The organism is Halovivax limisalsi (genome assembly GCF_023093535.1).
Classification (GTDB): Archaea; Halobacteriota; Halobacteria; order Halobacteriales; family Natrialbaceae; genus Halovivax; species Halovivax limisalsi.
Window position 1 is genome coordinate 1769348 of the sequence record NZ_CP095757.1, and the last position, 26276, is coordinate 1795623.

The 26276-nt window shown below is 66.1% G+C and carries 25 protein-coding genes; 7 read left to right on the plus strand and 18 right to left on the minus strand.

The features are described 5' to 3' along the window. The first annotated feature begins 31 nt into the window (after positions 1–31). Positions 32–424, plus strand: coding sequence for a hypothetical protein (locus MXA07_RS08070; protein ID WP_247731530.1), 393 nt, complete (start codon positions 32–34; stop codon positions 422–424). A 58-nt stretch (positions 425–482) separates the two neighbouring features. On the opposite strand, the gene hpt is transcribed toward MXA07_RS08070, so the two are convergent. The 5 genes from hpt to MXA07_RS08095 form a co-directional block, all read right to left on the minus strand. Beyond that, positions 483–1055 carry a hypoxanthine/guanine phosphoribosyltransferase gene (hpt, locus tag MXA07_RS08075; RefSeq protein WP_247731531.1) on the minus strand — a complete coding sequence of 191 codons (573 nt, stop codon included), beginning with the start codon at positions 1053–1055 and terminating at the stop codon, positions 483–485. Between the two features lie 174 nt (positions 1056–1229). Beyond that, positions 1230–1802, minus strand: coding sequence for a DUF7344 domain-containing protein (locus MXA07_RS08080; RefSeq protein WP_247731532.1), 573 nt, complete (start codon positions 1800–1802; stop codon positions 1230–1232). Between the two features lie 164 nt (positions 1803–1966). Then, positions 1967–3184, minus strand: a complete 1218-nt coding sequence (coaBC, locus tag MXA07_RS08085) for a bifunctional phosphopantothenoylcysteine decarboxylase/phosphopantothenate--cysteine ligase CoaBC (RefSeq protein WP_247731727.1) — start codon at positions 3182–3184, stop codon at positions 1967–1969. Positions 3185–3297: 113 nt separating this feature from the next. Next, entirely contained in the window at positions 3298–4065 is a 768-nt protein-coding gene (locus MXA07_RS08090) for an NAD-dependent epimerase/dehydratase family protein (RefSeq protein ID WP_247731533.1), read from the minus strand. Between the two features lie 135 nt (positions 4066–4200). Next, entirely contained in the window at positions 4201–4962 is a 762-nt protein-coding gene (locus MXA07_RS08095) for an NAD(P)/FAD-dependent oxidoreductase (RefSeq protein WP_247731534.1), read from the minus strand. 150 nt (positions 4963–5112) lie between these two features. On the opposite strand from MXA07_RS08095, the gene MXA07_RS08100 reads away from it, so the two are divergent. Continuing rightward, complete coding sequence (locus tag MXA07_RS08100; protein WP_247731535.1) at positions 5113–5634, plus strand: SRPBCC family protein; 522 nt, start codon at positions 5113–5115, stop codon at positions 5632–5634. A 61-nt stretch (positions 5635–5695) separates the two neighbouring features. Here the strand turns inward: MXA07_RS08100 and MXA07_RS08105 are convergent, their stop codons facing one another. From MXA07_RS08105 to MXA07_RS08140, 8 genes are all read right to left on the minus strand, one after another. Next, a complete protein-coding gene (locus MXA07_RS08105) occupies positions 5696–6763 on the minus strand; it encodes a M42 family metallopeptidase (RefSeq protein WP_247731536.1) in 1068 nt (355 codons plus the stop codon). A 130-nt stretch (positions 6764–6893) separates the two neighbouring features. After that, positions 6894–7409, minus strand: a complete 516-nt coding sequence (locus MXA07_RS08110) for a DUF7529 family protein (RefSeq protein WP_247731537.1) — start codon at positions 7407–7409, stop codon at positions 6894–6896. A 94-nt stretch (positions 7410–7503) separates the two neighbouring features. After that, on the minus strand, positions 7504–7929 hold the full coding sequence (locus MXA07_RS08115; RefSeq protein WP_247731538.1) for a DUF7555 family protein: 426 nt from the start codon (positions 7927–7929) through the stop codon (positions 7504–7506). A gap of 2 nt (positions 7930–7931) precedes the next feature. Continuing rightward, positions 7932–9269 (minus strand): ABC transporter ATP-binding protein, encoded by a 1338-nt coding sequence (locus MXA07_RS08120; protein WP_247731539.1) that lies wholly within the window; start codon positions 9267–9269, stop codon positions 7932–7934. Further along, a complete protein-coding gene (locus tag MXA07_RS08125; protein ID WP_247731540.1) occupies positions 9266–10642 on the minus strand; it encodes an ABC transporter ATP-binding protein in 1377 nt (458 codons plus the stop codon). Before MXA07_RS08125 ends, MXA07_RS08120 begins: the two co-directional genes overlap by 4 nt. Further along, positions 10642–12435, minus strand: a complete 1794-nt coding sequence (locus tag MXA07_RS08130; protein WP_247731541.1) for an ABC transporter permease — start codon at positions 12433–12435, stop codon at positions 10642–10644. The genes MXA07_RS08125 and MXA07_RS08130 overlap by 1 nt, the downstream gene beginning before the upstream one ends. Further along, a complete protein-coding gene (locus MXA07_RS08135; protein ID WP_247731542.1) occupies positions 12432–13499 on the minus strand; it encodes an ABC transporter permease in 1068 nt (355 codons plus the stop codon). The genes MXA07_RS08130 and MXA07_RS08135 overlap by 4 nt, the downstream gene beginning before the upstream one ends. Positions 13500–13801: 302 nt before the next feature. Next, positions 13802–15715 carry an ABC transporter substrate-binding protein gene (locus MXA07_RS08140; RefSeq protein WP_247731543.1) on the minus strand — a complete coding sequence of 638 codons (1914 nt, stop codon included), beginning with the start codon at positions 15713–15715 and terminating at the stop codon, positions 13802–13804. Between the two features lie 310 nt (positions 15716–16025). Here MXA07_RS08140 and MXA07_RS08145 point away from each other — a divergent pair, with 310 nt between their 5' ends. Further along, positions 16026–17189: a thiolase C-terminal domain-containing protein gene (locus tag MXA07_RS08145; protein ID WP_247731544.1), complete on the plus strand. Its 1164-nt coding sequence runs from the start codon at positions 16026–16028 to the stop codon at positions 17187–17189. Continuing rightward, positions 17186–17575 (plus strand): Zn-ribbon domain-containing OB-fold protein, encoded by a 390-nt coding sequence (locus MXA07_RS08150; protein ID WP_247731545.1) that lies wholly within the window; start codon positions 17186–17188, stop codon positions 17573–17575. The genes MXA07_RS08145 and MXA07_RS08150 overlap by 4 nt, the downstream gene beginning before the upstream one ends. A 46-nt stretch (positions 17576–17621) precedes the next feature. On the opposite strand, the gene meaB is transcribed toward MXA07_RS08150, so the two are convergent. Continuing rightward, positions 17622–18746: a methylmalonyl Co-A mutase-associated GTPase MeaB gene (gene meaB, locus MXA07_RS08155; RefSeq protein ID WP_247731546.1), complete on the minus strand. Its 1125-nt coding sequence runs from the start codon at positions 18744–18746 to the stop codon at positions 17622–17624. Continuing rightward, complete coding sequence (locus MXA07_RS08160; RefSeq protein ID WP_247731547.1) at positions 18743–19159, minus strand: cobalamin B12-binding domain-containing protein; 417 nt, start codon at positions 19157–19159, stop codon at positions 18743–18745. Before MXA07_RS08160 ends, meaB begins: the two co-directional genes overlap by 4 nt. Before the next feature lie 254 nt (positions 19160–19413). Here MXA07_RS08160 and MXA07_RS08165 point away from each other — a divergent pair, with 254 nt between their 5' ends. Next, positions 19414–20088, plus strand: a complete 675-nt coding sequence (locus MXA07_RS08165; RefSeq protein WP_247731548.1) for an HD domain-containing protein — start codon at positions 19414–19416, stop codon at positions 20086–20088. 200 nt (positions 20089–20288) lie between these two features. Further along, positions 20289–20846: a DoxX family protein gene (locus tag MXA07_RS08170; RefSeq protein WP_247731549.1), complete on the plus strand. Its 558-nt coding sequence runs from the start codon at positions 20289–20291 to the stop codon at positions 20844–20846. Positions 20847–20898: 52 nt separating this feature from the next. Here the strand turns inward: MXA07_RS08170 and MXA07_RS08175 are convergent, their stop codons facing one another. Together MXA07_RS08175 and MXA07_RS08180 are read right to left on the minus strand one after the other, a co-directional pair. Then, a complete protein-coding gene (locus tag MXA07_RS08175; protein WP_247731550.1) occupies positions 20899–21582 on the minus strand; it encodes a LysE family translocator in 684 nt (227 codons plus the stop codon). Between the two features lie 114 nt (positions 21583–21696). Continuing rightward, the gene (locus tag MXA07_RS08180; protein ID WP_247731551.1) at positions 21697–24192 is read right to left on the minus strand and encodes a DNA topoisomerase I; all 2496 of its coding nucleotides are present in this window, start codon (positions 24190–24192) and stop codon (positions 21697–21699) included. A gap of 272 nt (positions 24193–24464) precedes the next feature. On the opposite strand from MXA07_RS08180, the gene MXA07_RS08185 reads away from it, so the two are divergent. Beyond that, the gene (locus tag MXA07_RS08185; protein WP_247731552.1) at positions 24465–24710 is read left to right on the plus strand and encodes a hypothetical protein; all 246 of its coding nucleotides are present in this window, start codon (positions 24465–24467) and stop codon (positions 24708–24710) included. Between the two features lie 121 nt (positions 24711–24831). Here MXA07_RS08185 and MXA07_RS08190 read toward each other — a convergent pair whose 3' ends face one another. Then, a complete protein-coding gene (locus tag MXA07_RS08190) occupies positions 24832–26220 on the minus strand; it encodes a serine hydrolase (RefSeq protein ID WP_247731553.1) in 1389 nt (462 codons plus the stop codon). Positions 26221–26276 lie beyond the last annotated feature (56 nt).

Here is a 26276-nt window from a genome sequence, read left to right on the forward strand (position 1 = left end):
GACTTTTGCCCGGAACCGACGATGAACGGGTATGACGGCCGATAAGACGGATCAGTCCGACGGGTCCGGAGCCGACGCGTCGGCTGACTTCCCGACCGACGAGTCCGGAGCCGACGCGTCGGCTGACTTCCCGACCGACGAGTCGGGACGCCAGCCCGGCGAGGAGATACTCGGGGGGACGATCTCGGATCTGGCGCCGTCGACGACCGTCGAGGACGCCGACCCACCGTGGCTGGTCGAACTGGGCGGATCGATCGGCGTCGGCCTCGGCGTCCTGGCGCTCGCCCTCGCGATCGTCGGGGTCACTGCGGCCTGGCTCGGCGTCCAACCGCTCGGCAACGTGGCGGTCGCCTTCGCGCTGATCACCATCGCGATCTCGTTTGTGCTGGGGCTCGTCTACCAGTTTTCCATCATGCAGTGGTGAGCGAATGAGTGTCGGTTCGGTCGCGAACCGGTCGATCGAACGCGCGGGCGATCGCCGCTCAGTCGTCGCCGTCGGCGTCGACGATGACGACCTCGCCGTCGACGACGTCGACGTTGACGAGCGTCTTGACGTGGTAGCCCGCGTCGTCGACCGCGTTCTCGCCGCCGACTTTCTTGATGACGGCGACGGTGTCGACGACCTCCGCGCCGATCTCGTCGAGCGCGGCGAGCACCGAGGCCAGCGTCCCGCCGGTCGAGAGCACGTCGTCGAGGACGAGGACCCGTTCGTCGGCCCGCACGTCGTTGATGTACATCTCGTTCTCCGAGTAGCCGGTCCGCTGTGCGATCGCGACCTCGCCGTCGAGTCCGTACTCCCGCTTGCGGATGACCGTCAGGGGAAGGTCGGTCATGAGCGAGACGGCCGTCGAGATGTGAATGCCCATCGCCGCCGGCGTGACGATCCGGTCGACCTCGTCGAGGCGAGCCTTCCGGATGATCCGGATGACGATCTCGCGGAGCAAGCCCGGATCGAGTTTGGGGACGCCGTCGCTGACGGGGTGGACGAAGTACTGGTATCCGTCGTCTTTCTCGACGATGGGGGCCTCGCGCAGTGACCGCTCCAGTTGATCCATGCCGAGAGTGCTTCCGAGACGGAGTAAAAGCTGACGATGCGAGCGCGATTCCGCCCTGCGCACCCGCACGTGCTCGATGGAACCGAGGTAACTCGCGTCGATCGCGCGAGCGACCCACGTAGACGCGACGGGAGTTGCGACGAGCGGGGAGTCCGCCGCCGGGTGCCGAGTCCGTCAGTCGTCGCTGCCGTAGGCGAGTTCCGGCGGCTTGCTTCCGTACCCGAGGCGCATGTTCCGTTCGTGGTAGATGTGCGCGCCGGCGGTCACCGTAAACGTCACCGCGATGAGCGCGGTCCAGGCGATCGTCGGGATCGTCGTGAACGGGTAGACGTTCCCCCAGATCACGGCGACGAGTGCACAGCTCACGGCGCCCAGCGAGAGGTAGAGTTCGCGCCAGGCGAACTCGTGACCGGGGACGATTTCGAGGTAGACGCTCACGTTCCCCGTCTGGTCGGTCGATTCGATGACTCCAGCGTCCGAGTCGAACGAGAGGATCTCCGCCTCGTCCATCTTCGGGAGGTGAGTCTGCTGTAAGGTCGTGTAGACGCGCTTTCGCTGTTCGGGCGTCACATCCTCGAGGGTCGTTTCGTACTCCCAGGCGGCGACCTGCTGGGCGAGATCACCGAGCTCGACCGGTCGATCGTCCTGTTTCAGGTACTGCAGGACGTACCGGCGACGCTGGTTTCGGAGGACTTCGAACACCTCACCTTTCGACAGGAACTCCGTTTGCGGACGGTCCGGTAGCATGTAGATCACCAGCGGAGTGGGCCAGTCGTGGGCGATTCTCCTTCCATTCAATTTGGGCCACGAACGCGACCTATATAACGTTCGTGACTAGTCGATCCGACGGAGGATCTCGCTGTCTTAACTGTGTTCCCTGTGACGGTAAGTCGGAACCGACCGTCCGACGCTCACACCGGCGCGTCGGCGTTCGCGTCGAGGACGACCGCGAGGGCGGTCGCGATCTCGCGGGCGAGGCCGTCCTTGTCGCCGACGTACCTGGCGACGTCGTCCGCGTGGACGAGCAACGCCCGCGTCTCCTCGGCCCCCATCGCGCTCGCGTCGTTGGCCACGACGAACGCCAGGTCGACGCGTTCGAGCACGCCGCGGGCGGCGTCGATCATCGCCGCCTCGTCGCCGGTCGTCTCTGCTTTGAACCCGACGATCGGGAGCGACGGGTCGGCCTCGCGAACGGCGTCGATGAGCTTCTCGGTCGGTTCGAGTTCGAGGGTTCGCGACTGACCCGAGCGCAGTTTCTCCTCGGCCGCGGTCGTCGTGTAGTCGCCGATCGCGGCCGCGGAGACGAGCGCGTCCGCGTCGGTCGCCGCCGCTCGCGTCGCCTCGACCATCTCCGCGGTAGTCGAGATCGTCCGGAGGGTGGCGTAGTCGATCGATCCGTCGGCGGGCGTCGAGGGGCGATCGACCGGGTGCGGGCCGACGGGGCCGTGGACGAGCGTCACCGAGGCGCCCATGGCGTAGCACGCGCGGGCGACGGCCCGGCCCATCCGCCCGGACGCTCCGTTCGTGATGACCCGGACCGGATCGATCGGCTCGCTCGTCGCGCCCGCGGTGACGACGACGTGGCTCCCCTCGAGCGGCCGATCGCCGGCCGCGCGGGCGACGGCCGTACAGATCGACGCCTCGGTCGCGATCTTCGCCTTTCCCTCCTCGACGCGGGGCTCGACGAACGCGACGCCCCACGACTCGACGGTCTCGATCGCCTCGAGGACGCCCGGGTGGTCGTACATCGGCTCGTGCATCGCGGGCGCGACGACGACCGGGACGCCGGCGCCGATGGCCGTCGTCGCCGTCGTCGTCACGGGGGTGTCGTCGACAGCGGCCGCGAGCTTGCCCACGGTGTTGGCCGTCGCGGGCGCGATCAGGAGGACGTCGGCCCAGCCGTCAGTCCCGCAGAGTTCGACGTGCTCGACGCCGCCCGTCAGTTCCGTGACGACCGCGTCGTCGGTCGCGTACGCGACGGCGTCCGGGTGGACGATCCCCGCTGCGCTGTCCGTCATCACCGCTCGCACCGACGCGCCCCGCCGTCTGAGCTCGTGGGCGAGTTCGACCGTCTTCACGGCGGCGATCGACCCCGTCACCCCGAGGGCGACCGAGACGTCGTCCAACATCGACATGACCCGACGTTCGGGCGGATCGGGGTTAACCGTTGCCGTACGGGCGCCGCGCGCGGTACCTTCCCCGGTGGGGAACCTTGAGTGCGGCGTGGCCACCCGCGGATCGCTTATCCGTCGTCGAGGACCTCGCTCGAATTGTCCCGGGGACGGTAGCCGAAGCCGGTCGTCGCCTCGAGCAGCGAGAAGTAGCGGTCGTCGTTTCGCGAAACGACGTGACAGGTCAGCGGCGAGTCGGCGATCGGTGCGGTGACGGCGCGCCGGATGGCGTCGCGACAGTCGCGCGGACTGAGGTACATCGCGCGGGCGAAGCGGGCGTGGTCGTCGGCCTCCGCCTGGGTCTCGGCGAGGTCCGCCTCGCTCAGCAGCCAGCCGATGCGCAGGTTCAGGACCGTCAGCCCGTGTCGGTCCGCCACGTAATTGCCGAGCGCCTCGCCCGTCACCTTGCTCACCCCGTAGTATGAATCGGGTCGCGGCGGATCGTCCGGCGTGACCGGCCGCGGGTCCTCGACGAGGGACTCCGGTTCGGACGGGTCGGCCGCGTTGTACATGTGGGCGACGTGATTCGTACTCGCGAAGACCACGCGGTCGACGCCGCACTCGAGGGCGGCGTAATAGGCGTTGTACGTCCCCTCGATGTTCGGCTCGACGACGTCGTCCCAGTCGGCGAACGGCGAGGGGTTGGCCGCGAGGTGGACGAGCACGTCGTGACCGTCGAGCACCGCGACGAATCGATCCCGATCCGCGACGTCGAGCCGAACGACGTCGTAGTCCTCGTGGTCGCTCCGCGCGATGATCGTCGTCTCGTGGTCGGCGAGCGCCTCGACGGCCTGCCCGCCGACGTTACCGGTTCCGCCGGTGATCGCGACGCGGGTCATGGGCTCCCTTCGGCGGCCGCGGGGAAGAAACGCCGCCCGGAGTGTGACGCCCGATCGTCGCCGCGGGCTGGCCTGCCTCCGGCGGACCGGGCGCTGCCGTCGCCGAACCGAGTGTCACTTGTCGACGGGCGCGACTCAGTCTCGGTCGACGTTCGGGTGCATCGTCGGGCGCTCGTCGTTCGGCTCGGCGAGCGCGTCGCGCAACCGTTCTCGGGCGCGTTCGTCGCGACGCCGGCGTTCCGCGTCGTCGATCTCCTCGCAGGCCGGCGGCACGTCGCGGTCGCGGCCGGTGAAGTAGCCCGCGGGCGCGACCCAGTCGTGGTAGAACGCCGTCTCGCTGTCCTGGACGGCTGCGAGGGCAACTTTGCTCCCGTGACCCGCCGCGACGATCGCCTGGTGGGGCTCGTCCGCGATCCGTCCGGCCGCGTAGACGCCGTCGACCGCCGTCCGTCCAGTCTCGGCGGTCTGGACGACGTGCTTGCTCCCGCGCTGGCGTCGGCCCACGTCCAGCGGCGTGAGGTACTCGCTGTCTGGCCACGAGGCTGCGATCACTCGGCGCGCCGCGTAGCTCTCGTTCTCGCCCTCGAGTACGAACCCCGCCTCCGGCGATCCGTCCTCCCGTGGCGTGACCGACGGATTCTCGGCCCGCGGCGTGACCGCGACGATGCGGTCCGCCACGGTCGTACACCCCGCCTCCGCGGCCTGCTCGCGAAGGAGCTCAAGGTACGTTCTGGCGTCGACGCCGCCAGGGAAGCCCGGGTAGTTCTCGAGGTGGGCGTTGCGCGCGAGGATGGACTCGTCGGCGGAGAGAATCACGGTTTCCAGTCCGGCGCGGGCCGTGAAGATGCCGGCGCTGCGGCCGGCCACGCCGCCACCGACGATCGCGATATCGTACATAGGATCCGATCGGTCGCGCACCCAGTCAATGGTGTCGATCCGGCGGAGGATGGTTCGAACGGCGCGTGTCGATCCCGCGGCCGCTCCGTCACCGTCCGCACCTCGGTCCCGGTCGAGAGAATTTTCTCGGTGCGGCCCGACCGGGCGTATGTGGAACGGATCCTCGTCAGCACCGACGTCTATCGCGAACCGGCGGCCGTCTTCGAGGCGGTCGCCTCGTTCGAGGACTACCCGGCCTACGCCTCGCACCTGGATCGCGTCACCGTCGACGGGGACGGCGGCGTCGGCACGGACTACGAACTACACTTCTCCTGGTGGAAGCTGTCCTACGCGGTCCGCTCGACCGTCACCGAGATCGAACCGCCGGAGCGTCTCGGCTGGCGCCTGACGGCGGACCTCGACGCGGCCGGCGAGTGGCGCCTGGAACCGATCGCGTCGGCGGACGGCGACGACGGCGCGGCGACGCGGCTGTTCTTCGAGGCGACGTACGACCCGCACACTGCCGACCCGGACGCGATCAGCCTGCCGCGACTGGTCTCGCTGGGGTGGGTGATCGACCGCGTGCGCCCGAAACTGTACGACGAGGCCGAGCGCGTCCTCGAACGGCTCGTCGCCGACGTCGAGGGACGGCCGCGCGAGATCGAGTTGACGGTCCACGAAACGCCGGGCTGACGGCACCCGTTCGCGTCCGCGAGCGCTGCCGGCGACCGGATTGAACGCCGTTTCCGTCACCTCAGTACGAGTACTCGTGGTCGCCGGTTTCGCTCTCCAGGAAGGCGGTGAGCAGGTCGACGGTGGCCCCGACGTCGTCGCGGTGGGCCGTCTCCGTGACGGTGTGGAGGTACCGCGTCGGGACGGAGATCGCGCCGACGGGCTTGGCGCCGTGGGTGTGCTGAAAGCCGGCCGTGTCGGTGCCGCCCGACGGCAGGATCTCGAACTGGTGGTCGATCGCTTCCGTTTCGGCGACGTCGCGCAGCCGTCGGTGCACCCTCGGGCTCGTGATGACGCTTCCGTCCTTGAGCTTGATCGCCGCGCCATCGCCGAGGCGGGTGACGTGCTCGCCCTCGTCGAAGTCGGGGACGTCGTTCGCAACCGTAACGTCGAGCGCGATCGCCAAGTCCGGATCGACGTCGACGCCGAGGGCCCGCGCCCCGCGCAGACCTACCTCCTCCTGGACGGTCGCACAGAAGTGAATCGTCACCGCCGGATCCTCGATCGCCCGGGCGGCCTCGAGCATGGCGTAGAGACAGATGCGGTCGTCGAGGGCCTTTCCGGTGATCGTCTCGCCGACGACTTTCGTCGACTGCTCCATCGTCACTAGGTCGCCCGGCGAGACGCGCTCGGTCACCTCCTCGTAGGGAAGCCCGAGGTCGACGGAGACGTCGTCGACGTCCGGCGTCGCCTCGCGGTCCGCTTCGTCGAGCGTGTGCGGGGGCGGCGAGCCGATGATGCCCGGCAGGTCACCGGCCTCGGTGTGGACGGTCACCCGCTGGGCCGCCAGCACCCGGGGATCCCAGCCGCCGAGCGCCTCGAGTTCGAGGAAGCCGTTGCCTTCGTCTTCGCCCTCGACGTGACTCACCATGAAGCCGATCTCGTCCATGTGGGCGGCGACGGCGACCGAGTACGAACTGTCCCCCTCGATCGTCCCGACGACGTTGCCCATCGCGTCGGTTCGCACGCGATCGACCGTTTCTTCGAGGTCCTCGCGTACGAGGTCGCGAATCCGATCTTCGTAGCCGGGGACGCCGCTCGTCTCGGTCAGTTCGGCGACGCGGGGTTCGTCGAGCGTGTGATCTGCCATACAGCCGATTCAAATCCCCGGTGTAAAAACGCGCGGATTACGGAACACGACAGAGCACCCTTCTCCTGTGCCGGGCGGCTCTCGGAACGCTGCGCGGATCGACGGGCCGGGTTAGCACCAGTGGCAGCCGTTACTCGGTCGGTTCGCCGAGTAGCGGGCCGTACTCCTCGTGTTCGAAACTCCCGACGATGGTCCCGTCGATCGTCTGGACGTGCGTGTAGAGGACGCCTTCCGACTTGGCACTGTTGACGACCCCCTTCGCCAGTCGTCGGTCGTACCGGCTGGCGATCAGAACCGTGCGTTCGTCCGTCGGATCGATGAGTTCCGTCACGAGGTACATGTAACCCTCGACCTGTCGACCGTAGGCGAGATATTCGGTGAACGCGTCAGCATCGTAGAAGTCCTCGAACGCCTCGGCGTCGCTACCGCCCACGATGTGGCTGAAGCCCCACCAGTCCCGGTCGTCGTCGGTCGAGAGCATGTTCGTGTGATTGGGCGAGAGCGTGAGAACTTCCCAGCCGTCGTCCTCGCGATCGGCTGCGAGCTGGTCTACCTCCGCGAGGAGTTGCTTGTAGGCCTCGATGTGCACGTCGGACTGCGACTGGAGTCGGTCCATGCGGGGATCCGTCGACCCGTTCTCGGTCATATCCGCACTCGAGCGGGCGCGCGGATAACTCTTTTCGAGTCGCTCTCGACGCCGTACCGACGGTTGCGCTCGGTTCGGGCCCCACGGAATACGGCTACGCGCCGATTCCGACCTCGAGAAGGATCGAGATGGCCAGCGTGATAATCGCAGCCAGAAACTGCTTCGAGGCGCTCGAGAGCCGCTCGTGTGGCGTCGGTTGCCGGACCCACCTGGCCGGCGGGGCGTCGTCTGCGAGTCGCTGGACGCGCCCCGGCGATCCAATCGACCGATCGAAATCATCGCTCGGCTCGGGATCACCGCCCCGGGACGGCCACAGCCGAACGGTCGCGATCGCGAGTAGGACCCAGCCGGCACCGAAGAGCAGGTACTTGACCGTCGTGAGATCGCCACCGGCTCCGAGTGCGACGAGGAGCGCCCCGGCGGTGAGCAAGCCACCGAGGACGAGTGCGTAGGTGATCGCGTCGATCCAGGCTGGAATCCGTCGCCGGAGCCGGGTCCAGAGCGTTCGAGGGACGCCCATGCTTACCCGTGGCGGGCCTCGATGATCGGCTCGGGATCCTGGAAGTCCGACCCGTGTCGGTGGCAGAAACTCTGGTGGTCGGTGCCGGAGACGTCGAAGTATTCCGGCTCTTCCTGGTCGCAGATACTGCCGAAAACCTCGTTGAACCGTTCGACGGCGGCGGCCTCGCTTCTGTCGCGTGCGATGTCCGCGATCTCGTCGATCTCGGACTGAACGTTCGGCGGGATGTCGAGATCGCCGAAGAGATCCTCGATGGTCTCTTCGATCGTTCCGAACCGCGTCTCGCGACCGATTCGTTCGCGGACACGCTCCCTGATCGATCGATCCGCCCGCGCTCGTTCGTTGAGCACTTCACGGAACTGGACGACGCGCGTCCAGACGTCGTCGTCGACCCCTTCGAACTGCTCCGGCTTGATGTGGGCCGGGCATCGCGTGCTGAACGGACAGCCGGCCGGCGGATACCGCGGGTTCGGCGGCGTTCCGTGAAGGGTGATCCGGTCGCCGCGAGCCGTCGGGTCGGGCTCGGGAATCGCGGACAGGAGCGCGTGCGTGTACGGGTTCGCCGGGTCACTGAACAGCTCCTCCGTCGGGCCGATCTCCATGATGTTGCCCAGGTACATCACGGCGACGCGATCGCAGATGTGCCGGACGACTGAGAGGTCGTGGGCGATGAAGAGGTAGGTGAGTCCGAACTCCTCCTGTAAGTCCTCGAGGAGGTTGATGATTTCGGCCTGCACGGAGACGTCGAGCGCCGAGACCGGTTCGTCGAGGACGATGAACTCCGGTTCGAGCGCGAGCGTCCGCGCGATACCGATGCGCTGGCGCTGCCCGCCGGAGAACTGGTGCGGGTAGCGGAAGTAGTGTTCCCGCTGGAGGCCGACCGTGGCGAGGAGTTCCTTGACCTTCCGTTGGCGTTCCTGCGGGGTGCCGACCTCGTGGACGTCGAGGGGCTCCCGGACGATCTCCCCGATGGTCATCCGGTCGTTGAGACTCGAATCCGGATCCTGGAACACCATCTGGGCGTTCTTTCGCCACTCGTACAGCTCGTCCCGGGTGAGCGTCGTGATGTCCTTCCCGTCGAAGCGGATCTCGCCGTCGGTGGCTTCCTCGAGTTGGATCAGCGTCCGACCGAGGGTCGTCTTCCCGCAGCCTGATTCGCCAACCAGGCCGAGCGTTTCGCCGCGGTTGATGTCGAACGTGACGCCGTCGACCGCCTTGACGGGGGTGCCACCCAGGAGGCCGCCGCTCTCGTAGTACGTCTTCAATTCGTCGACCTCGATCATCGTCTCGCTCGCTTCCGTCGCCGCGGCCGTGTCGGTCGAAACGGTTTCTTGACTCATTCGTACTCACCTCCGCCGCTCGTGCCGGAATCGTCGGTGGCGTATCCGTGCTGCTGGTGCAGGTTGACCGCACGCTCGGTGGACATGTCCTCGGGATACAGCAGGCAAGCGGCCGTGTGATCGTCGGTCTCCGTATCGACCGGAACGGACGACGGGTGGACGACGGAGCACTCCTCGAACGCTTTCGGACAGCGCGGCTGGAACCGACAGTACGTCGCCTTCTCGTTCGGCGTCGGCACGTTCCCCTCGATCGTCTCGAGTCGATCGCCGGTCTGGGTTCCGGGGATCGCTCGAAGGAGGCCGTTCGTGTAGGGATGCTTCGGCTCCGCGAAGAGCGTCTCGACGTCCGCCGATTCGACGATCTCGCCGGCGTACATGACGTTGACCCGGTCAGTAACGTCGGCGATGACGCCCATGTCGTGGGTAATGAACATGATTCCGACGTCGCGGTCGTCCTGGATCTCGCGGAGTAAATCGAGTATCTGTGCCTGAATCGTCACGTCGAGCGCCGTCGTCGGTTCGTCACAGATGAGCATATCCGGTTCGCAGGCCAGCGCCATCGCGATCACGGCCCGCTGGCGCATGCCGCCCGAGAACTGGTGGGGATACTCGGTCACGCGCCGGCGGGCGTCTGGGATCCCGACCGCTTCGAGCAGGTTGGCCGCTTCCTGGGTCGCCTCCTCTCCGGTGAGTCCCTGATGGAGTTTGAGCGCCTCCTTGATCTGGTTCCCGACGGTGTAGACGGGATTGAGACTCGTCAGCGGATCCTGGAAGATCATGGCGATCCGGCCGCCGCGCATGAGCCGCTGGGATTCGCCCGACAGGTTGGTGATTTCGACGAATCCGTTCGTGATCGACGCTGGGGTCTCCGGATCGCCGTCGACGACGAAGACGAAATCGTCGTCGCTGACGCCGTCGAACGGCTCGGTGAAGCCGGCTCCCACCAGCACCTCCAGGGGAACGTCGGCTTCCCGGTCGAATCCGAACTCGCCCGGCGTCGCCTCGACGGACGGGTGGTCGAAGACCGATTCGGGATCGTAGGTTTCGGAGAGCCGTCCGATGTCTGCGGTTCGATCCGGGAACTGTTCGGCGTACGCCTGGACGGTGTCCAGGTGGTTGAACCGAACCGTACTCCCCTGCAACACTCGCCCCGGCGAGTCGACCAGTCCCATGAGCGAGCGTGCGGTGACGCTCTTTCCCGAGCCGGACTCGCCGACGATTCCGACCGTCTCGCCGGGGTGGATCTCGAACGAGATGCCGTCGACCGCCCGGATGGTCTCCTTCTCGGTGAAGAAGGCCGTCTGGAGGTTGTTCACCGAGATGATCGGTTCCGCCGTCGAGTCGCTCGATTCGATTGGTGATTCCATGGACATTAGCCACCACCTCCGGCAGCTGCGCCTCCCTCTCCACTTTCGATATCCGCCTCCGGATCGATCGCGTCGCGCAAGCCGTCGCCAAGTGCGTTAAACGCCAGGACGACCAGGACGATCATCAGTCCGGAGATGGTGGAGATGTGCCACGCTCCCTGGGAGAGATACGGCTGTCCCGAGGCGATGAGTCGACCCCACTCTGGGGTCGGTGGATTGATTCCCAGCCCGAGGAACGAGAGGGCTGCCGTCGTGATGATGATCCCACCGAGGATCAGCGACGCGTAGATCAGCATGTATCCGGCCACGTACGGCGCCATGTGCTTGCGCATCGTCGTCAGCGGTCGCTGGCCGTAGCTCTTCGCGGCGTCGATCCACTCTTCTTCGGCCACCTGCAGCGAGGGCCCGCGGATGGACCGCCACAGGCTCGGCCAGAAGACGAAGCCGAAGATGAGCGCGAGCAGCAATCCACCGTCCATCGGCTCGGACAACGGGTGATCACTCTGGTTGAACAGCACCGAGATCATCATCACGAGGAGGAACGCGGGAATCGAGATGATCGTGTCGCTCGCCATCACGACGAGGGTGTCTGCAACCCCCTTGTAGTAGGCACTGATCAACGAGAACAGCAGGGCGATCAGACCGCCGAGACTGATCGAAACGATCCCGATTATCAGCGATGTCTGGGCACCGTATGCCAGGTGGGTCATCATGTTGTGGCCGTTCGGCGTCGTTCCGGCCGGCTGCCAGCGTCCGTAGTCGTCGTAACTCCAGGGACCGACGTCCGAACTGCCACCGGTCGAGTGGCTATTTACGTTCGCCGCTCCGTGGGTCGACGAGACGACCTCTCCGTCCGAAAGGTACTGGAATTCGTGTTGATATGACCCGTAGATCCCCGTTTCGGCCGTCACCGGACTGATCGTCGGAGCCCAAAATCCGAGAACGACGAACATCACGACGACGACCAAGCCGAACATGCCCCACGTGTGGCCTCGGAACCGGCGAATCGTGTCGTCTCGGGGCGTCCAGTCGGCCTCCCGATAGTGCTCCCGGAAGACGTTGTATCCCTTCCAGAGCCACGCGAGCAGTGCGAAAGCGTACGCGTAGACCACCACCACCCTGAGCACCCAGGCCCACTTGGGCGAAAGACCGAGGAAGGTCCCTTCCCAGCCGCTCCCGGTCGGCGATCGATGGCCGACGTTGTCGATGACGTTGCGATCGGTCAGCGACGGCAACTCGCCGATCGACTCGAAGATCGACCCCCAGAAACTCAATTCGCTCGATACGATTCCGCCGAGCGGTGTAAACGCCAGGAGTCCGGTTAGCACCGTCAGTATGCCGGTCACGAAGAGCCTGTCGAGATACACTCGTCCCCGTCGGGTCAGGTCGAGACCGAATCGATCCGCGACGTGCCACGGGAGGACGTACCCGGAGATGAGCGTGGCGACGACGAACAGGATTCCGATCACGATCAGGTCGTGTGCGAAGGCGCTCGCGATCGTATTCACCGGTTCGCTCACGCCGCTCATCCCGATCGCCGACACCGCCGACGCGATGCCGTCGCCGACGTTTCCGCCGATCCAACCGGGGATCTGTTTGATACCGTCCAGCGTGAACGATACGGCCCCTGTCAACCCGCCGACTGATCCGGCGTACTTCGGCAATTCGATCAGTATCAGGAACGCGAATACGCCGAACCAGACGAGCGCGGGTCGCGGATTCTCGAGAATGCGCTCGCGGAGACTATTCCTGGCCGCAACTGACCGATCGTTCGCCTCCGTCGTCGTTGGGTCACTCATTGTTCGTACCCCACGCGCGGATCGATTATCGTGTAGAGCAGGTCCTGTAGTACGTTCATCCCGATGATGATCACCGTGTAGAAGAAGAGCAACCCGCCGGCGAGATTCAGGTCACCCTCCGTCATCGCGTCGAAGAAGATGCTCCCGAGTCCGTTGATATTGAAGATATACTCGATGATGACCGAGCCGCCGATCAGAATGTACGCCTCGTTCATGATGACCGGCACGAGCGGGATCAGCGCATTGCGGAAGACGTGCTTCCAGATGATGACACGTTCAGTGAGTCCCTTCGCTCGAGCCGTCTCGACGTAGTTCGAATTGATATTCTCGAGGACTGCCGTGCGGCCGATCCGCGTTTCGACGGCCATCGACGCCGATCCGAGCACGATTGCGGCCGGAAGGATGAACTTTACCTCGGCGGCAAAGGCACCCCAGTCGATCGTCAGCGGCGAGGGAATCACGCCGAGGATCTCGGTCCAGCCGGTCGAATAGAAGTCGAGATCGGGCGTCCCCGCAACGCTGGAAATGTCGGGCCCGAGTGTGTACCAGTCGAAACCGAACGGGCCGCCGCCGTTGTGTGTCTGTCGGAGCGCGAAAATGAGCATGATCGACAGCCAGAAGTTCGGCATCGCTTGCCAGAGGATCGCGCTGATCGACGCCGTGTAATCGCCCTTGGTGTTCGGATTGAGTCCCGCGTAGAGGCCGAGCGGGATGCCGATAAATATCGGAAGTAGAATTGCCCAGAATCCGAGCCAGAGCGTCGGCGGCCCCGACTGGGCGATTATCTCCGTCACCTCTTGGCCTTGTCTGATGACTTCCGATTGGCCTAGATCGCCCGTCAGGAAACTCGCTATGAAGTCGATATACTGCCGCCAGAGCGGATCGTTGAGCCCCATCTGTCGCCGCAAGGCCTCGGCAGCTCCGGGTTGACGATTCGGACCAAGTATTGCAGATACCGGATCGATCGGCCCCATCCGGAGCATGACGAAAATGAACGTCATGACTAGGAACAGGACCGGTATCGAGAGGAGTAGCCGTTTGAAGAAGTAGCCCCACCGACTCATACACCGTCACCCACCAGTCGATGTCGTGCGCCCCTTCCTTCCCGTGTGCCCTTTCCTTTGTGCATCCGTCTCATTTTTGACTTCGACGGAACGGTTGTAAACGTTCTGTTATTGCCTGGCAAGATTTATACGAGTCCAAAGAACGGAGTCGGGGCCTTCGAATTCTTTGAGATATAATCAGTGGAAATTTCTTACTTTTGCCCGCCCCCGACGGCCTCATAGCCGGTTTGCACGGACACGAAAACGATGCGATCGAACCGGGAATCGGACGAAATAGGCGCTCCCGAACAGCGATGCGGTACCTAGGCTTCGTCTTCGAGGTTCGTCTGCCAGTCCATGTAGTAGCCGTTGTTCTCGCCGGGCATGCCGCTCGTGTCGGTGTTCTTCGGCTCGAGCGGGTAGAGACCGTAGGCGGCGATCGGGAAGCTCCATCCCCAGCCGATCCCATACATCTCGAGGCTGCCGTCGTACCCCTGCTGAATCAGCGTACTGAACTGCGTCGGCTCCACGCTGGCGTTGACGCCGGTCCCGTTGAGCTTCGACTGGATGTTCTCGGCGACGTTGATCGCCGTGGCGTCGTCGGCCGTACTGATCGTGAGTTCGTACGGATCGTCGGGCGTGAAGCCCGCCTCCTCGAGGACCTGCGTGGCGCCCTCGATGTCGGTCTCGTTGGCGCTGTAGGGGTGGTTGTCGACGAATTCCTGGTGGCCTTCGTCACCGGTCGGCCAGATCGACGGCGGCGTGAAGCTGAACGCCGGAGTGGGAACTCCTTTGTAGAAGTTGTCGACGATCTCCTGGCGGTTCATCACGTAGCCGACGGCCTTTCGGACGGCCTCCGGCGTGTTTGCGACGTTGAACGCGTAGTAGGAGACCGCAAGCGCATCGATGCCGAGGTAATTGACGGTCTCTCCGTTCTCTTCGATCTGGTACGTTCCGACCTCCCGGTCGAGATCGTCCGTCGTCTCGACGGTCTGCTGGTCCGGGTTGAAGACGTTGGTCGGGATCGGGAAGATGTCGAAGTTCTGCTCGACGACGTTCGTCCAGATCGGTTCCGGCTGTTCGACGATCATGTAATTGATCGCGTCGAGCTCCGGACCGCTGCCGTGGTAGTTGTCGTACGCGGACAGCTGGACGTCCTCTTCCTGCGTGAAGCTCTCGAGGATGAAGGGGCCGGTCCCGTTGGCCGCTTCGCCCGTCGACATCTGCGACTGCGTGTACTCCCCGTCCACGTTGGGGACGTCGTCGACCAGCCCGGCCGGCGTCATGACGTACGAGCTGTAAGAGAGGATCTCGAGCGGGTTCGGGTGCGGGTTCTGCAGCGACATCTCGACCGTGTAGTCGTCGACGGCCTCGACACCGAGGGAACCCGGCGCAACGCCACCTTCCTCGCCCTCCTCGTACTGGAGGCCCATTCCGACGGGCATGGAGATGACGAAGCTGGTCATCAGGCTGTTCGGCGATTCGGCGGCGCGTCGCATCGTGTACACGACGTCCTCGGCCGTGAACTCCGATCCGTCGTGGAACTGGACGCCCTGCTTGAGCTCGAAGGTGAGGACGGTGTTGTCCTCGTTCGACTCGAAGTTCTCGACGAGAACGTTCTCGATTTCCAGCGTGCCGTTGCGGAAGTTCGTCAGCTTGTCGTAAATCTGGTGAATGACCCGTCCGGAGTAGACGTCGGTCGACGTGATCGGGTCGAGCGTGCTGAACGTGTTGATCTGTTCGTTGAGCTGATTGTCGGAGCGGTCGACCGTCGTCTCGTTGTGCTGCATGTACCGGGTGCCGAGAACGCCGGTCCGCGGCACATCGACGACGTCGTACCAGTACCGACGGGTCTTTTGGTGGAACTGGGGGTGCCACACGGCGGCTTCGCGGGCGGCCTCCTCCATGTCCACGTAGCGCTCGTTGCGCTCTTCCTCCGCGTCCGGACCGGTGTTCTCCGTAACGAAGTCCCACGCGGCCTGGGCCTTGTCTGCCGGCGTCGCGAACTCCTGCTCGTCACCGCCGTCTTCACCGTCTTCGCCGTCTTCGCCGTCACTGCCGTCACTCCCATCGCTGCCGTCACTACCGTCGCCGCCGTCCTCGCCGTCTTCGCCGTCGTCACCGTCGCCGAAGAGGGCCGAACAGCCGGCGAGTCCCACCGACGCACTCCCACCAAGGAGGGCGAGCATTTGCCGACGCTTGCTATCCACATCTTGCCGATCTGCAGTATCGGACATGGGCGGGCATTGTCAGACATCTCGTAAATATCTACCGAAGCGCTGCGATTCCTGAACACGGACTATGCTCTCCGTTAATCATTCGGTCTCGGGGAATTACCCACGTCAAAATTCATTAATTAGTTCGGATCGTTTCCCTTTTTATGAAAGTAAGGTTGACGGCCTACCGCCCGCGAGCCGCTTCGGCGGCGAACCGGCGTGACGGAGCGCTCTGCGCGTTCGGTCGGCCGCGTATTCGTCGAGACCGTATTCGAGTTCGTCGGGGACGGGAACCACGAGGTATTAATCGTTCGGCCGATTATCGCCTCGCATGAGCGGTGTACGAGTCGCCGGCGTCGGATTGACTCCGTTCGGGAGTACGCCAGACCGGACTGGTCGTGCGCTGTTCGCCGACGCCGCGGCGGCAGCGTTCGAGGACTGTTCGGTACCGCGAACCGACGTCGAGTCGGTGCGGTACGGGAATTTCATGGGCGAACTCGCGGAGCACCAGGGTCACCAGGGGCCGTTGATGGCCGAGGCCGCCGGCGTGCGGGCGCCGGCGACGCGGTACGAATCGGCGTGTGCCTCGGCGGCGACCGCGATCAAAGACGCCGTCACCAGCATTCGACACGGCGAGTGCGACGTCTGTCTCGTCGGCGGCGCCGAGCGGATGACGAATCTGGGCACCGCCGGTGCGACGGAAGCGCTGGCCATCGCGGCCGACGATCTGTGGGAGGTCCGCGCCGGCGTCACGTTCCCCGGCGCCTACGGGCTCATGGCTCGCGCGTATTTCGACCGGTACGGTGGGAGTCGCGAAGATCTCGCGCACATCGCGGTGAAGAACCACGAGAACGCGCTCGAAAACGAGAAGGCCCAGTTCCAGCGCGCGATCACCGTCGGGGACGTCCTGGAGGCGCCGTCGGTGGCCGAACCGCTCGGCCTCTACGACGCCTGTCCCATCTCCGACGGCGCCGCCGCGCTCGTCCTCGTCAGCGAGGAGTACGCGGCCGCAACCGATATCGAGGCGCGGGTCGGGATCACGGGCTTCGGACAGGGCGGCGATCGGATGGCGTTGCACGACCGCGAGTACCTGGCCCGCTCGCCGGCGGCGGACGAGGCGGCCGCCGCTGCCTACGACGATGCGGGCGTCACCGCCGAGGACGTGGCTGCGGCGGAGGTCCACGACTGCTTCACGATCGCGGAGGTGCTCGCCATCGAGTCGCTGGGGATCGCCGAACTGGGGGAAGGTATCTCGGCCGCGCGCGAGGGCTACACGACCGCCGACGGACCGGTTCCCGTCAACCTCTCCGGCGGATTGAAGGCCAAGGGCCACCCGGTCGGGGCGACCGGCGCCTCCCAGATCGTCGAACTGACCCGGTTGCTCCGCGGCGATCATCCGCACAGCGACGCCGTCGACGGGGACGTCGCCGCGGCACACAACGCGGGTGGGACCGTCGCCTCCTGCGTGGTTCACGTCCTGGAGGTGGTCGAATGAGCGACGACGGCGCGAGGGACGCCGGGTTCGACGACTGGCTCGACGCGCTCGAGTCGGGCGACCCGTACTACCTCGCGTGCGAGAACGGACACGGCTCGCTCCCGCCCCGGACCGTCTGCCCGGACTGCGGGAGCGACGCGATCGAGCGAGAATCGCTCTCGATCGACGGCGTCGTCGAGTCCGTCACCGTGGTGCACGTCCCCACCCCGGCGTTCGCAGACGACGCCCCTTACGCGACGGCGATCGTCGACCTCGGCCCCGTCCGGGTCACGGGTCGCGTCGTCGACGCCGATCCGGACACCGTCGACATCGGCATGCCGGTCACGCTCTCCACGACGGAGACGGTGACCACCGGCGAGCGCCAGGTCGCCTTCGAACCCCGATAATCAGTCCGCCCTCTATCCGTCGAACAGGTTGGCCGACAGCCGTATTTCACTCCGCTCGATCCGGCGCCTCCAGCTCGCCGAGACAGCGCTCGACGGGGTCGAGGACGTCGTCGGCGATCGTGTACGGGTCGGTCTCTCCCCGATCGACGGCGGCCGCGAGGTCGTCGATGCCGCCGATCCGCCCGAGTTCGTCCTCCAGGAGGTCGTGCAGGTCCGCCCGGAGCAGCGTCCTGATCTCCTCGGCGTGGCGTCGACGCGTTCGCGTCGTCCGTTCGCCCGACTCGTCGAGGTACCGTCGGTGGGCCTCGATCGCGTCGATGAGGTCGGCGACGCCCTCGCCATCGGTCGCGATCGTTTCGACGATCGACGGCCGCCACGACCCCTCGTCCGGGTGTCGGTCGCCGGCAGCCGTCCCGTCGGCATCGGCCATCGCGTCGGGACCGTGGTGGCCCGCCTGCACGCCGAACGTGGGGCCCTCGCCGAGCTCGATCATCTCCGTGAGTTCCTGGACGGTCCGGTCGGCGCCGTCGCGATCGGCCTTGTTGACGACGAAGACGTCCGCGATCTCGAGAATGCCGGCCTTCAGCGTCTGGACCGCGTCGCCCGACCCCGGCGGAACGAGGACGGCGACGGTGTCGGCGGTGCGGACGACGTCGATCTCGTTCTGGCCGGCGCCGACGGTCTCGATGATGATCGTGTCCATCCCGAAGGCGTCCATCGCTTTGACGGCGTCCGCCGTCGCGGTCGAGAGCCCGCCGAGGGTCCCCCGCGCGCTCATCGAGCGGACGAAGACGTCCATGTCGCCGACCGTCGAGGCCATTCGGATGCGGTCGCCGAGGACCGACCCGCCGGAAAAGGGCGAGGAGGGATCGATCGCGACGATCCCGACCGACTGCCCGTCGTCGCGGTAGGTCTCCGCGAGTTTGTCGACGAGCGTCGACTTGCCGGCGCCGGGCGAGCCGGTGACCCCGATAACGTCTGCGTTGCCGGTGTGGGCGTACAGATCGGAGACGAGCCGCCGATACCCGGGAGCGCGGTTCTCGATCTTCGAGATGACCCGGGCCAGTGCGCGATACTCGCCGTCGAGGAGCGCGTTCAGCAGCTCGTCCAGTTCGGCGCGTTCGTCTCCCGAACCGGCGCGTGCGTCCTCGCCTGCGTCGCGTCCGCTCATCGCTCCGGTGCGTTCTCGCGGACGAACTCGATCGTCTCCTCGATCGACGTGCCCGGTCCGAAGATGGCGGCGACGCCCTCGTCCTCGAGGCCCTGGCGATCCTCCTCGGGGATCACGCCGCCGACGAGGACGAGCGTGTCATCCGCGGCCCCGTAGGATTCCAGGCCGTCCATGATCTTCGGCACGAGCGTGTTGTGCGCCCCCGAGAGGATCGAGATCCCGAGGACGTCGACGTCCTCCTGGACGGCCGCCTGGACGATCTCCTCGGGCGCGTTGTGGAGCCCGGAGTAGATCACTTCGAACCCGGCGTCGCGGAACGCGCGGGCGATGACGTGGGCGCCCCGATCGTGTCCGTCGAGGCCGACCTTCGCGACGAGACAGCGGATCGATCGGCCCTCCGCGTCGGTACTCATGGCCGAGATTTCACTGGCATGGCGTTTGACTCTAACGGAATGTCGCGATCGAACACCGACAGCGTCCGCCAGCCGGTCGTCTCGGCCGACGGTCATCGGATCGTCGTTCCCGTGGCGCGTTCGCGTGGCCGGACCGCGATCGGATCGCCGTTCTTCGCGAGGACTCGCGTTCCGACGCGAACCAAAGGCTAAAGAGTGAAACTGACGAATATCCCCACAATGAACGTCGTTCGTGTCTATCGGAGGGATCTCTCGTGGGCGTCGAAATAACCGAACCGGAGATCAGCGAGGCCGAGTACGCCGAGATGGAGCGATTCGTCTTCGAGTACCTCTCCGCCAGCGTCGAGAAGGAAGACGACGGCGGCCGGATGCGCTGGTACCCCTGGCACTCCGCCGAGTACCGGCACAATCACATCCGCAACGTCGCCGAGCTGGCGGCCGACATCGCGCAGGCGGAGGGAGCGAACGTCGACGTGACCCGGACCGCGGCGATCTTTCACGACGTGGCCAAACTCGAGACCGCGCAAGATCGCCACGCCGAGGCCGGTGCCCGCATCGCACGCGAGTACCTCGCCGCCCAGGGCGACTACCCGAGTTCGTTCGTGGACCAGGTCTGTCGGGCCGTCGAGAACCACTCCTACCAGGGACCGGTCACCGACCTGCCCCTCGAGACGCAGTGTCTGATCGAGGCGGACCTCCTCGACAAGGTCGGCGCAAACGGCACCGCGCTGATGCTCCTGCGGATGGGCTACGAGTCGCGGGTCCACATGGACGCCGACGAGATGGTTTCGCGCGTTCTCGAACGCGGGGTCGACGCCGCGGAGCGCGTCGAGAGCCAGACGGCGACGGACATCGCCCACCGGCGACTCAAGCGCGTCAAGTGGTTCCGCGAGTGGCTCGAAGACGAGATCGCCGGCATGGGCGAGTGACGCGTTCGCCGAATCGGTCGGTGTCCATTCGGTCACTGCCCCGCTCGATCCGATACCGATTGTAACCGAACCGGTTCTACTCGCACTCGATTCGGGTGCGATCGCTCCCAGCGTTTGGCAATCGTTCTCCTTCCGCGGGAACCGCCGTTTCCGTATAGGTACGCGGGGGTCCTACCTGTATACGTAGAGGTGCAAGGACGATGTCAACGACGACCCGAAACCGACTCGAGGCCCAGTACGGCAGACTCTCCATCAACGGCCGGCCCCACGCGCTCAGCGCGGTGACGATCGTGGCGCTCCGACTCGTGATGGGCGGCGTGATGCTGTTCGCCGGCCTCGGTAAGGTGAGCGAGTGGCCGTTCGACGCGAGCGGCTTCCTCGTCCACGGTGTCGACCCGGCGAGCCCGGTCAGCGGACTCTACGCGACGATGGCCGGGACGCCCGTCGTGCTCGAGGCGATCAACGTGATCGTACCGGCGACGCAGCTCCTGATCGGCGTCGCGCTGCTCACGGGTGCGTTCGTCCGACTCGCCGCGCTGGGCGGGGCCGTGCAGATGGTCCTGTTCTACCTCGGCGGGTGGGCCGGCGACTGGCTGGCGCTGTTCGACTCGACGCTGGTCTACGCGTTCGTCTTCCTCGCGCTCGGGGCGTTCGCGGCCGGTCGGATGGCCGGACTCGACGCCTACATCGAGCGCCTCCGCGTCGGCGATCGACGACTGATCGAGCGGTTCCCGCGGCTCAGGTACGTTCTGGGCTGAGCGGACGGTCGATCCGAGCGAACGGCGACCCCGACCGATGTTTTGTGATCGATTACAGCAGCCCTGACGCCCCGAGGCCGAGGAAGAGGGCGCCGAACCCGGCGAGGACGACGCCGCTGAGCGTCGCGATGACCGGCGCGAGTTCGTCGACCCTGTCGCCCACCTCGACCAGCGTGGCGGGAAAGACGACGATCCAGACGACGATCCCGCCGAAGAAGCCGATCAGGAGCGTCGGCGAGCCGGTTTCGACGACGAGCGTGCCGGCGAGGTCGGTTCCCACCAGCGGTACGTGGGAGAAGACGTCGAGGGTCCCCTCCTTCAGCAGTCCTACGCCGACCGTCACCCAGAACCCGATCTGATAGGGGTTCGTCGCGGCGAGGACGAACGTCTTTTTGAACCCAGCTGCGGCGCCGGCGTCGTCCTCGATGCGCGAGGCGAACGCCTTGCGGGCGCTCCGGAACGCGTCGATCGCGAAGTAACACATGAGGAGGCCGCCGAACAGGTACAGCAGCGGGCGGATCGCCGGCTGCGCGTCGATCACGGTGACGACGCCGACCAGCGTGAGGACGAAGAACAGGGCGTCCGCGGTGAACGCCCCGAGCCCGGCCGTAAAGCCGGGGACCCAGCCCCGGAGCACGCTCTCCTCGGCGATGATGGCGTTCATCGGCCCCGGCGGCGCCGCGAGCGCCAGGCCGAAGATCGCGCCGACGACGAGCGTACCGACCGACTCGAACACGTGGCCGTCTCGGCGCGACGCGATCAAAAATGTCCCGGTGGCGGCGAAGCGGAACGAATTCGAGCTGTTCCGGTGTATGCGACCGTCCGACTGCACCGCCACCGTGAACGGTGTTCAGGCCTTGGCCTGCCAGCTTCGCACGCTGTCGGCGCTGACACCGTCGACGTCGGACGCGATTGCGTCCGGGTCGGCCTCGGAGAGGTCGTCGACGCTCTCGATGCCGGCTTCGGCCAGTTTCTCCGCGGTCTTCGCGCCGATACCGTCGAGCGATTCGAGGTCGGAGCCGCTTTCGGCCTCGCGAGCCTGGTACTCGCGGTAGTTGCAGATCGGACAGCCCAGTTCCCAGGGGTCGTCGTCATCGTTGTGGACGACGAGTTCGGGCAGGTCGTGCTCGTCGCAGCGCTCGTCCGTGACTTCGATCTCCCCCCGGCGGGGCAGCGGGAGCGAGTAGTCGCAGTCGGGGTAGCGCGTACAGCCGACCAGTCGTGACCCGCTTTGTAGGGTCTTGATCGCGAGTTCACCGCCGTGCTCGTCGTGGCACTCGGGACAGTCACCGATCAGCGGTCCCTCGCCGGCGTCGTCCGCGGCGCACTGCGGACAGCCGTGGACGAACGTCTGGCGCCCGGCGAGCATCTTGATCTCCTTGAGGTCGTGCTCGTCGCAGGTCTCCTCGAGGATGTGGGGCTTGCCGGTCGACGGGAGCTGGAGGGTGTACTCGCAGTCGGGGTAGCCGTCGCAGCCGACGAAGTACGAACCGTAGCGGCTCCGCCGGACGAGCAGATCCTCGCCGCACTCCGGACACGGCCCCAGGCGCTTGTCGTCCTTGAGCGACTGGCGGAGGTGGTCGCCGATCTCCTCGCGCGAGTCGGCCAGTTCCGCGAAGATCTCCTCGAGCATCTCCCGGGACTCCTCGGTGACGTCGTCCAGCGTGGCCTCGCCGGAGGCGATGGCGTCCATGTCGGCTTCGAGCTGGGCGGTCATCTCCTCGCTGACGACCTCGTCGGCGAACTGCTCGGCCGCGTCGACGACGGCCATCGCGAGCTTCGTCGGTCGCGGCGGATCGTCCTCGACGTAGCCGCGTTCGTATAGCTTTTCTACAATATTGTGCCGCGTCGACTTCGTGCCGATCCCCATGTCCTCCATGGTCTCGATCAGCCGGGATTGACCGTAGCGTCGCGGCGGCTGCGTCTGCTTGGCCTCGATCTCGGCGTCGGTGAGCGCGAGGGTCTCGCCCTCGTCGACGTCGGGAACGAAGTTCTCGCTGGTGTTGAAGTACGGGTAGACCGCGTGGTAGCCGGGTTCGACCAGCCGTTTGCCGTTGGCCTTGAGCGAGTGGTCCTCGACGTCGGCGACCACCTTGAGGTGTTCCCAGCGGGCCGCCTCGGCCAGCGTCGCGTAGAACCGCCGGACGACGAGTTCGAAGATCTCCCACTCGTCGTCGGAGACGTCGCCGCGCGAGGGGATCTCGCCCGTCGGGTGGATCGGCGGGTGGTCGGTCGTCTCCTCGTCGCCCTCCGTGGCCACGAGGTCGTCGTCGGCATCGAGGAGGTCTTCCGCACTCTCCCCGAGCGTTGGGTGGCCGACGAACTCGTCGAGCAGCGCTTCGGGGTCGAGATCGTCGGGGTAGACCGTGTTATCGGTGCGCGGGTACGTCATGTAGCCCGCGGTGTAGAGGTCCTCCGCGATCGACATCGCGCGCTTGGCCGAGTAGCCGATCGCGCTGGCCGCGCGGATGAACTGCGTGGTGTTGAACGGGGCCGGCGGCGCGTCGGTTCGCGTCCGGCGATTGACGTCGGTGACCGTCGCCTCGCTCGCCGACGCGAGCGTCTCGAAGACGCTCTCGGCGACCGACTCGTCCCAGACGCGTTCGGCCTCGTTGTCGTCCTCGTCGAGGTAGTAGTACTGCGCGTCGAAGGCGTCGCCCGCGCCGCCGTCTTTTGCGAGATCAGCGAACAGTTCCCAGTAGTCGTCGGGGTCGAACGCCTCGATCTCGCGCTCGCGGTCGACGATCAGCTTCAGGGTGGGACTCTGGACCCGGCCGACGGAGATGAAGTCGTTGCCGAGCTGGCCGGCCGACAGCGAGAGAAAGCGGGTGAGCGACGCGCCCCAGATGAGGTCGATGATCTGGCGGGCCTCGCCAGCGGCCGCCAGGTCGAAGTCCAGCGACTCCGGCTCGTTGAACGCGCGGGTGACCTCGTTCTCGGTGATCGAGGAGAAGCGCACCCGCTGGATCGGGACGTCCTCGTCGACGTCGCGGACGATCTCGTAAGCTTCCTTGCCGATGAGTTCGCCCTCGCGGTCGTAGTCGGTCGCGATCGTCACCGTCTCGGCCCGCCGGGCGAGGATCCGCAGCGTCGAGACGATGTCCTCCTTCGTCGGGCGCTTCTCGACGCTCGCGTCGATCAGCTCGACGGGTTCGACGTCCCGCCAGTCGCCGTACTCCGGGGGGAAGTCGACGCCAACGACGTGCCCGGAGAGCCCGACGCACCGTTTCCCGCCCCACTCGTAGACGTTGACGCCGCTCTCGCGCGTCGACTGCATCGAGCCGCCGCTCAGGATCTCCGCGATCCGCCTCGCCGCGTTGTCCTTCTCGGTGACGATCAGTTCCACGCCGTCTCACCTCCGCCGGCCGTCGCTCGCGTTCGCATCGGCCGGGGCTACGCCGGTCGCCCCCATAACCGTTTCGGCGAAACCGCAAGACAGCGCGGGTGTGCGCGCCGTACGCGGGCGATGCGCGCCTGCGCGAACGACCGTGTATGGCTGACGGGGGCGTCGGGTGTATGGCCGACCGTGGTGGACGATCGCCGTTGATCCGTGTGGTACGCCTCGCGTGAGATAACGCGGTTAGAACCATTTAACATGAAAGCTCAATTATCGAACGCATGGCGCGTAACGGTAGTCCTCAGATCACGATTGGTACGCTCATTTCGAATGTCGTGGTTCCGCTACTAATCGCAGGTGTAGCGGCAACGCTCGGGGCAGGGGCCTCGAACGCAGTTGTGGGTCACGATTCGGGGCTGATCGGCATCATCCTGTGGCTCTTCTTCGGGGCGATTTTCTACGCGCTCTCACTTCCGTTGTACTGGTTCGTCTTCGTGCGCGAGTGGCGAATACGGCCGGAGTGCTGACCCACCGACCGCCGGCTCGGCCACGACACCGCTCGACAACCGATAGTGGGGCGCTTTCGACAGGAGGATCACGACGACAGCTAGGCGGTAGACACGGGTTAGAATCGAACGACGGTCCGATTCACACCTGATGTAACCGCCACCGATCGACGTAGCACTCGACGCCCGCGTCGGTCTCGACGAACTCCACTGGGATTCGATCGCCGGCGGCCGACAGCGTCTCGAACTCGCCTTCGTCGATATCGACGGGAATCAGCGGTTGCCACTCGCCTTCGCCGTCGATCGGGCCGCCGATCCGCAGCCGGAGTGTCCCGCCGCTCGGCTCCACTTCGGCGCGCTTGATCCCGCGGTAGGACTCGTAGGTCCCGCTGAACGCGTCGAACCGGTCGCGGCGCCGGAAGAACGGTAGCGTCTCGGGGTCCGGCCCGGTGAGCGCCGCGAAGACGCCCTTTCCGAGTTCCGCCAGGCCGTAGCCCGGACTCGCGTTCGCGAGGAGGGCGATGGCGAGGTCGCGATCGGGACTGAACCCGGCGTAGGCGGTCGAGACGGCGATCGAGCCGCCGTGGCCGATCAGGGTGTCGCCGGCCACATTGCGCGTTCGCCAGCCGTAGCCGTACGGGCCGGCCGGCGTCTTGGCGTGGGGCTCGTAGGCCCGCTGCAGGACGGATTCGTCGACGAGTCTGGTTCCGTCGAGTTCGCCGCCGCGGAGGTGCAGCCGGCAGTACCGGACGAGGTCGGTCACGGGTGCGAGCAGGCCGCCGGCGGCCGCGCTGTGCTCGCGAATCGGCAGCGGATGGGGCTCGAGTTCGTCGTCGGGAGCGAAGTACGGCGTCATCCGATCCTCGAAGGCCTCGAACCGGTCGCCGTCGAACGTCGAGCGATCCATCCCGAGCGGGTCGAGGATCTCTTCGGTGACGTAGTCGGTGTACGGTCGGTCGGTGACCGCTTCGATGACTTCCCCGACGAGCGTATAGCCCGAGTTGCAGTACAGCCACCGCTCGCCCGGCTCGCCGACGAGCTCGTCGGTCGCACCCTCGATGTGGGCCAGTACGTCCTCGCGCGATCCGAGCGGGATCCCGGCCTCCCCGGTACCCATCTGTCTGCCCAGAAGGGCTTCGCTCGCCGCGAGCGATGGGAAGCCGGACGTGTGCGAGAGGAGGTGGTGAAGGGTGATCTCCTCGGGGACGTCGACGTCCAGGTGCGCGGTGACCGAATCGTCGAGCGAGAGATCGCCGGCCTCGACGAGCTGGAGCGTCGCCAGCGAGGCGAACGACTTCGAGACCGAGCCGATCCCGTAGATCGTCTCGGGCGTCGCCGGCTCGTTGGTCGCCAGATCGCGCGAGCCGTAGCCCCTCGCGTACCGGACCCCCTCGCGGTCCGCGATCGCGAGGCTCAGCCCTGGAATGTCGTCCTCGGCAAGTCGCGTTCGCAGCACCGAATCGATCGTGGAGAGTGTGTCGGCGTCGAGCGACCCCCGATCGTTCGAGCTCTCTCGGTCGTTTGGTGGCATACGCCTTCGTTCTCGGGCGACCGACATGAACGTTCAGTCGGTTGGCATACCGACTT

What these genes read in the sequence shown, in the direction of transcription:
- MXA07_RS08070 (WP_247731530.1), top strand. Translation starts at nt 32, where the DNA reads ATGACGGCCGATAAGACGGATCAGTCCGACGGGTCCGGAGCCGACGCG.
- hpt (WP_247731531.1), bottom strand. Translation starts at nt 1,055, where the DNA reads ATGGATCAACTGGAGCGGTCACTGCGCGAGGCCCCCATCGTCGAGAAA.
- MXA07_RS08080 (WP_247731532.1), bottom strand. Translation starts at nt 1,802, where the DNA reads ATGCTACCGGACCGTCCGCAAACGGAGTTCCTGTCGAAAGGTGAGGTG.
- coaBC (WP_247731727.1), bottom strand. Translation starts at nt 3,184, where the DNA reads ATGTTGGACGACGTCTCGGTCGCCCTCGGGGTGACGGGGTCGATCGCC.
- MXA07_RS08090 (WP_247731533.1), bottom strand. Translation starts at nt 4,065, where the DNA reads ATGACCCGCGTCGCGATCACCGGCGGAACCGGTAACGTCGGCGGGCAG.
- MXA07_RS08095 (WP_247731534.1), bottom strand. Translation starts at nt 4,962, where the DNA reads ATGTACGATATCGCGATCGTCGGTGGCGGCGTGGCCGGCCGCAGCGCC.
- MXA07_RS08105 (WP_247731536.1), bottom strand. Translation starts at nt 6,763, where the DNA reads ATGGCAGATCACACGCTCGACGAACCCCGCGTCGCCGAACTGACCGAG.
- MXA07_RS08110 (WP_247731537.1), bottom strand. Translation starts at nt 7,409, where the DNA reads ATGACCGAGAACGGGTCGACGGATCCCCGCATGGACCGACTCCAGTCG.
- MXA07_RS08115 (WP_247731538.1), bottom strand. Translation starts at nt 7,929, where the DNA reads ATGGGCGTCCCTCGAACGCTCTGGACCCGGCTCCGGCGACGGATTCCA.
- MXA07_RS08120 (WP_247731539.1), bottom strand. Translation starts at nt 9,269, where the DNA reads ATGAGTCAAGAAACCGTTTCGACCGACACGGCCGCGGCGACGGAAGCG.
- MXA07_RS08125 (WP_247731540.1), bottom strand. Translation starts at nt 10,642, where the DNA reads ATGTCCATGGAATCACCAATCGAATCGAGCGACTCGACGGCGGAACCG.
- MXA07_RS08130 (WP_247731541.1), bottom strand. Translation starts at nt 12,435, where the DNA reads ATGAGTGACCCAACGACGACGGAGGCGAACGATCGGTCAGTTGCGGCC.
- MXA07_RS08135 (WP_247731542.1), bottom strand. Translation starts at nt 13,499, where the DNA reads ATGAGTCGGTGGGGCTACTTCTTCAAACGGCTACTCCTCTCGATACCG.
- MXA07_RS08140 (WP_247731543.1), bottom strand. Translation starts at nt 15,715, where the DNA reads ATGTCCGATACTGCAGATCGGCAAGATGTGGATAGCAAGCGTCGGCAA.
- MXA07_RS08145 (WP_247731544.1), top strand. Translation starts at nt 16,026, where the DNA reads ATGAGCGGTGTACGAGTCGCCGGCGTCGGATTGACTCCGTTCGGGAGT.
- MXA07_RS08150 (WP_247731545.1), top strand. Translation starts at nt 17,186, where the DNA reads ATGAGCGACGACGGCGCGAGGGACGCCGGGTTCGACGACTGGCTCGAC.
- meaB (WP_247731546.1), bottom strand. Translation starts at nt 18,746, where the DNA reads ATGAGCGGACGCGACGCAGGCGAGGACGCACGCGCCGGTTCGGGAGAC.
- MXA07_RS08160 (WP_247731547.1), bottom strand. Translation starts at nt 19,159, where the DNA reads ATGAGTACCGACGCGGAGGGCCGATCGATCCGCTGTCTCGTCGCGAAG.
- MXA07_RS08170 (WP_247731549.1), top strand. Translation starts at nt 20,289, where the DNA reads ATGTCAACGACGACCCGAAACCGACTCGAGGCCCAGTACGGCAGACTC.
- MXA07_RS08185 (WP_247731552.1), top strand. Translation starts at nt 24,465, where the DNA reads ATGGCGCGTAACGGTAGTCCTCAGATCACGATTGGTACGCTCATTTCG.
- MXA07_RS08190 (WP_247731553.1), bottom strand. Translation starts at nt 26,220, where the DNA reads ATGCCACCAAACGACCGAGAGAGCTCGAACGATCGGGGGTCGCTCGAC.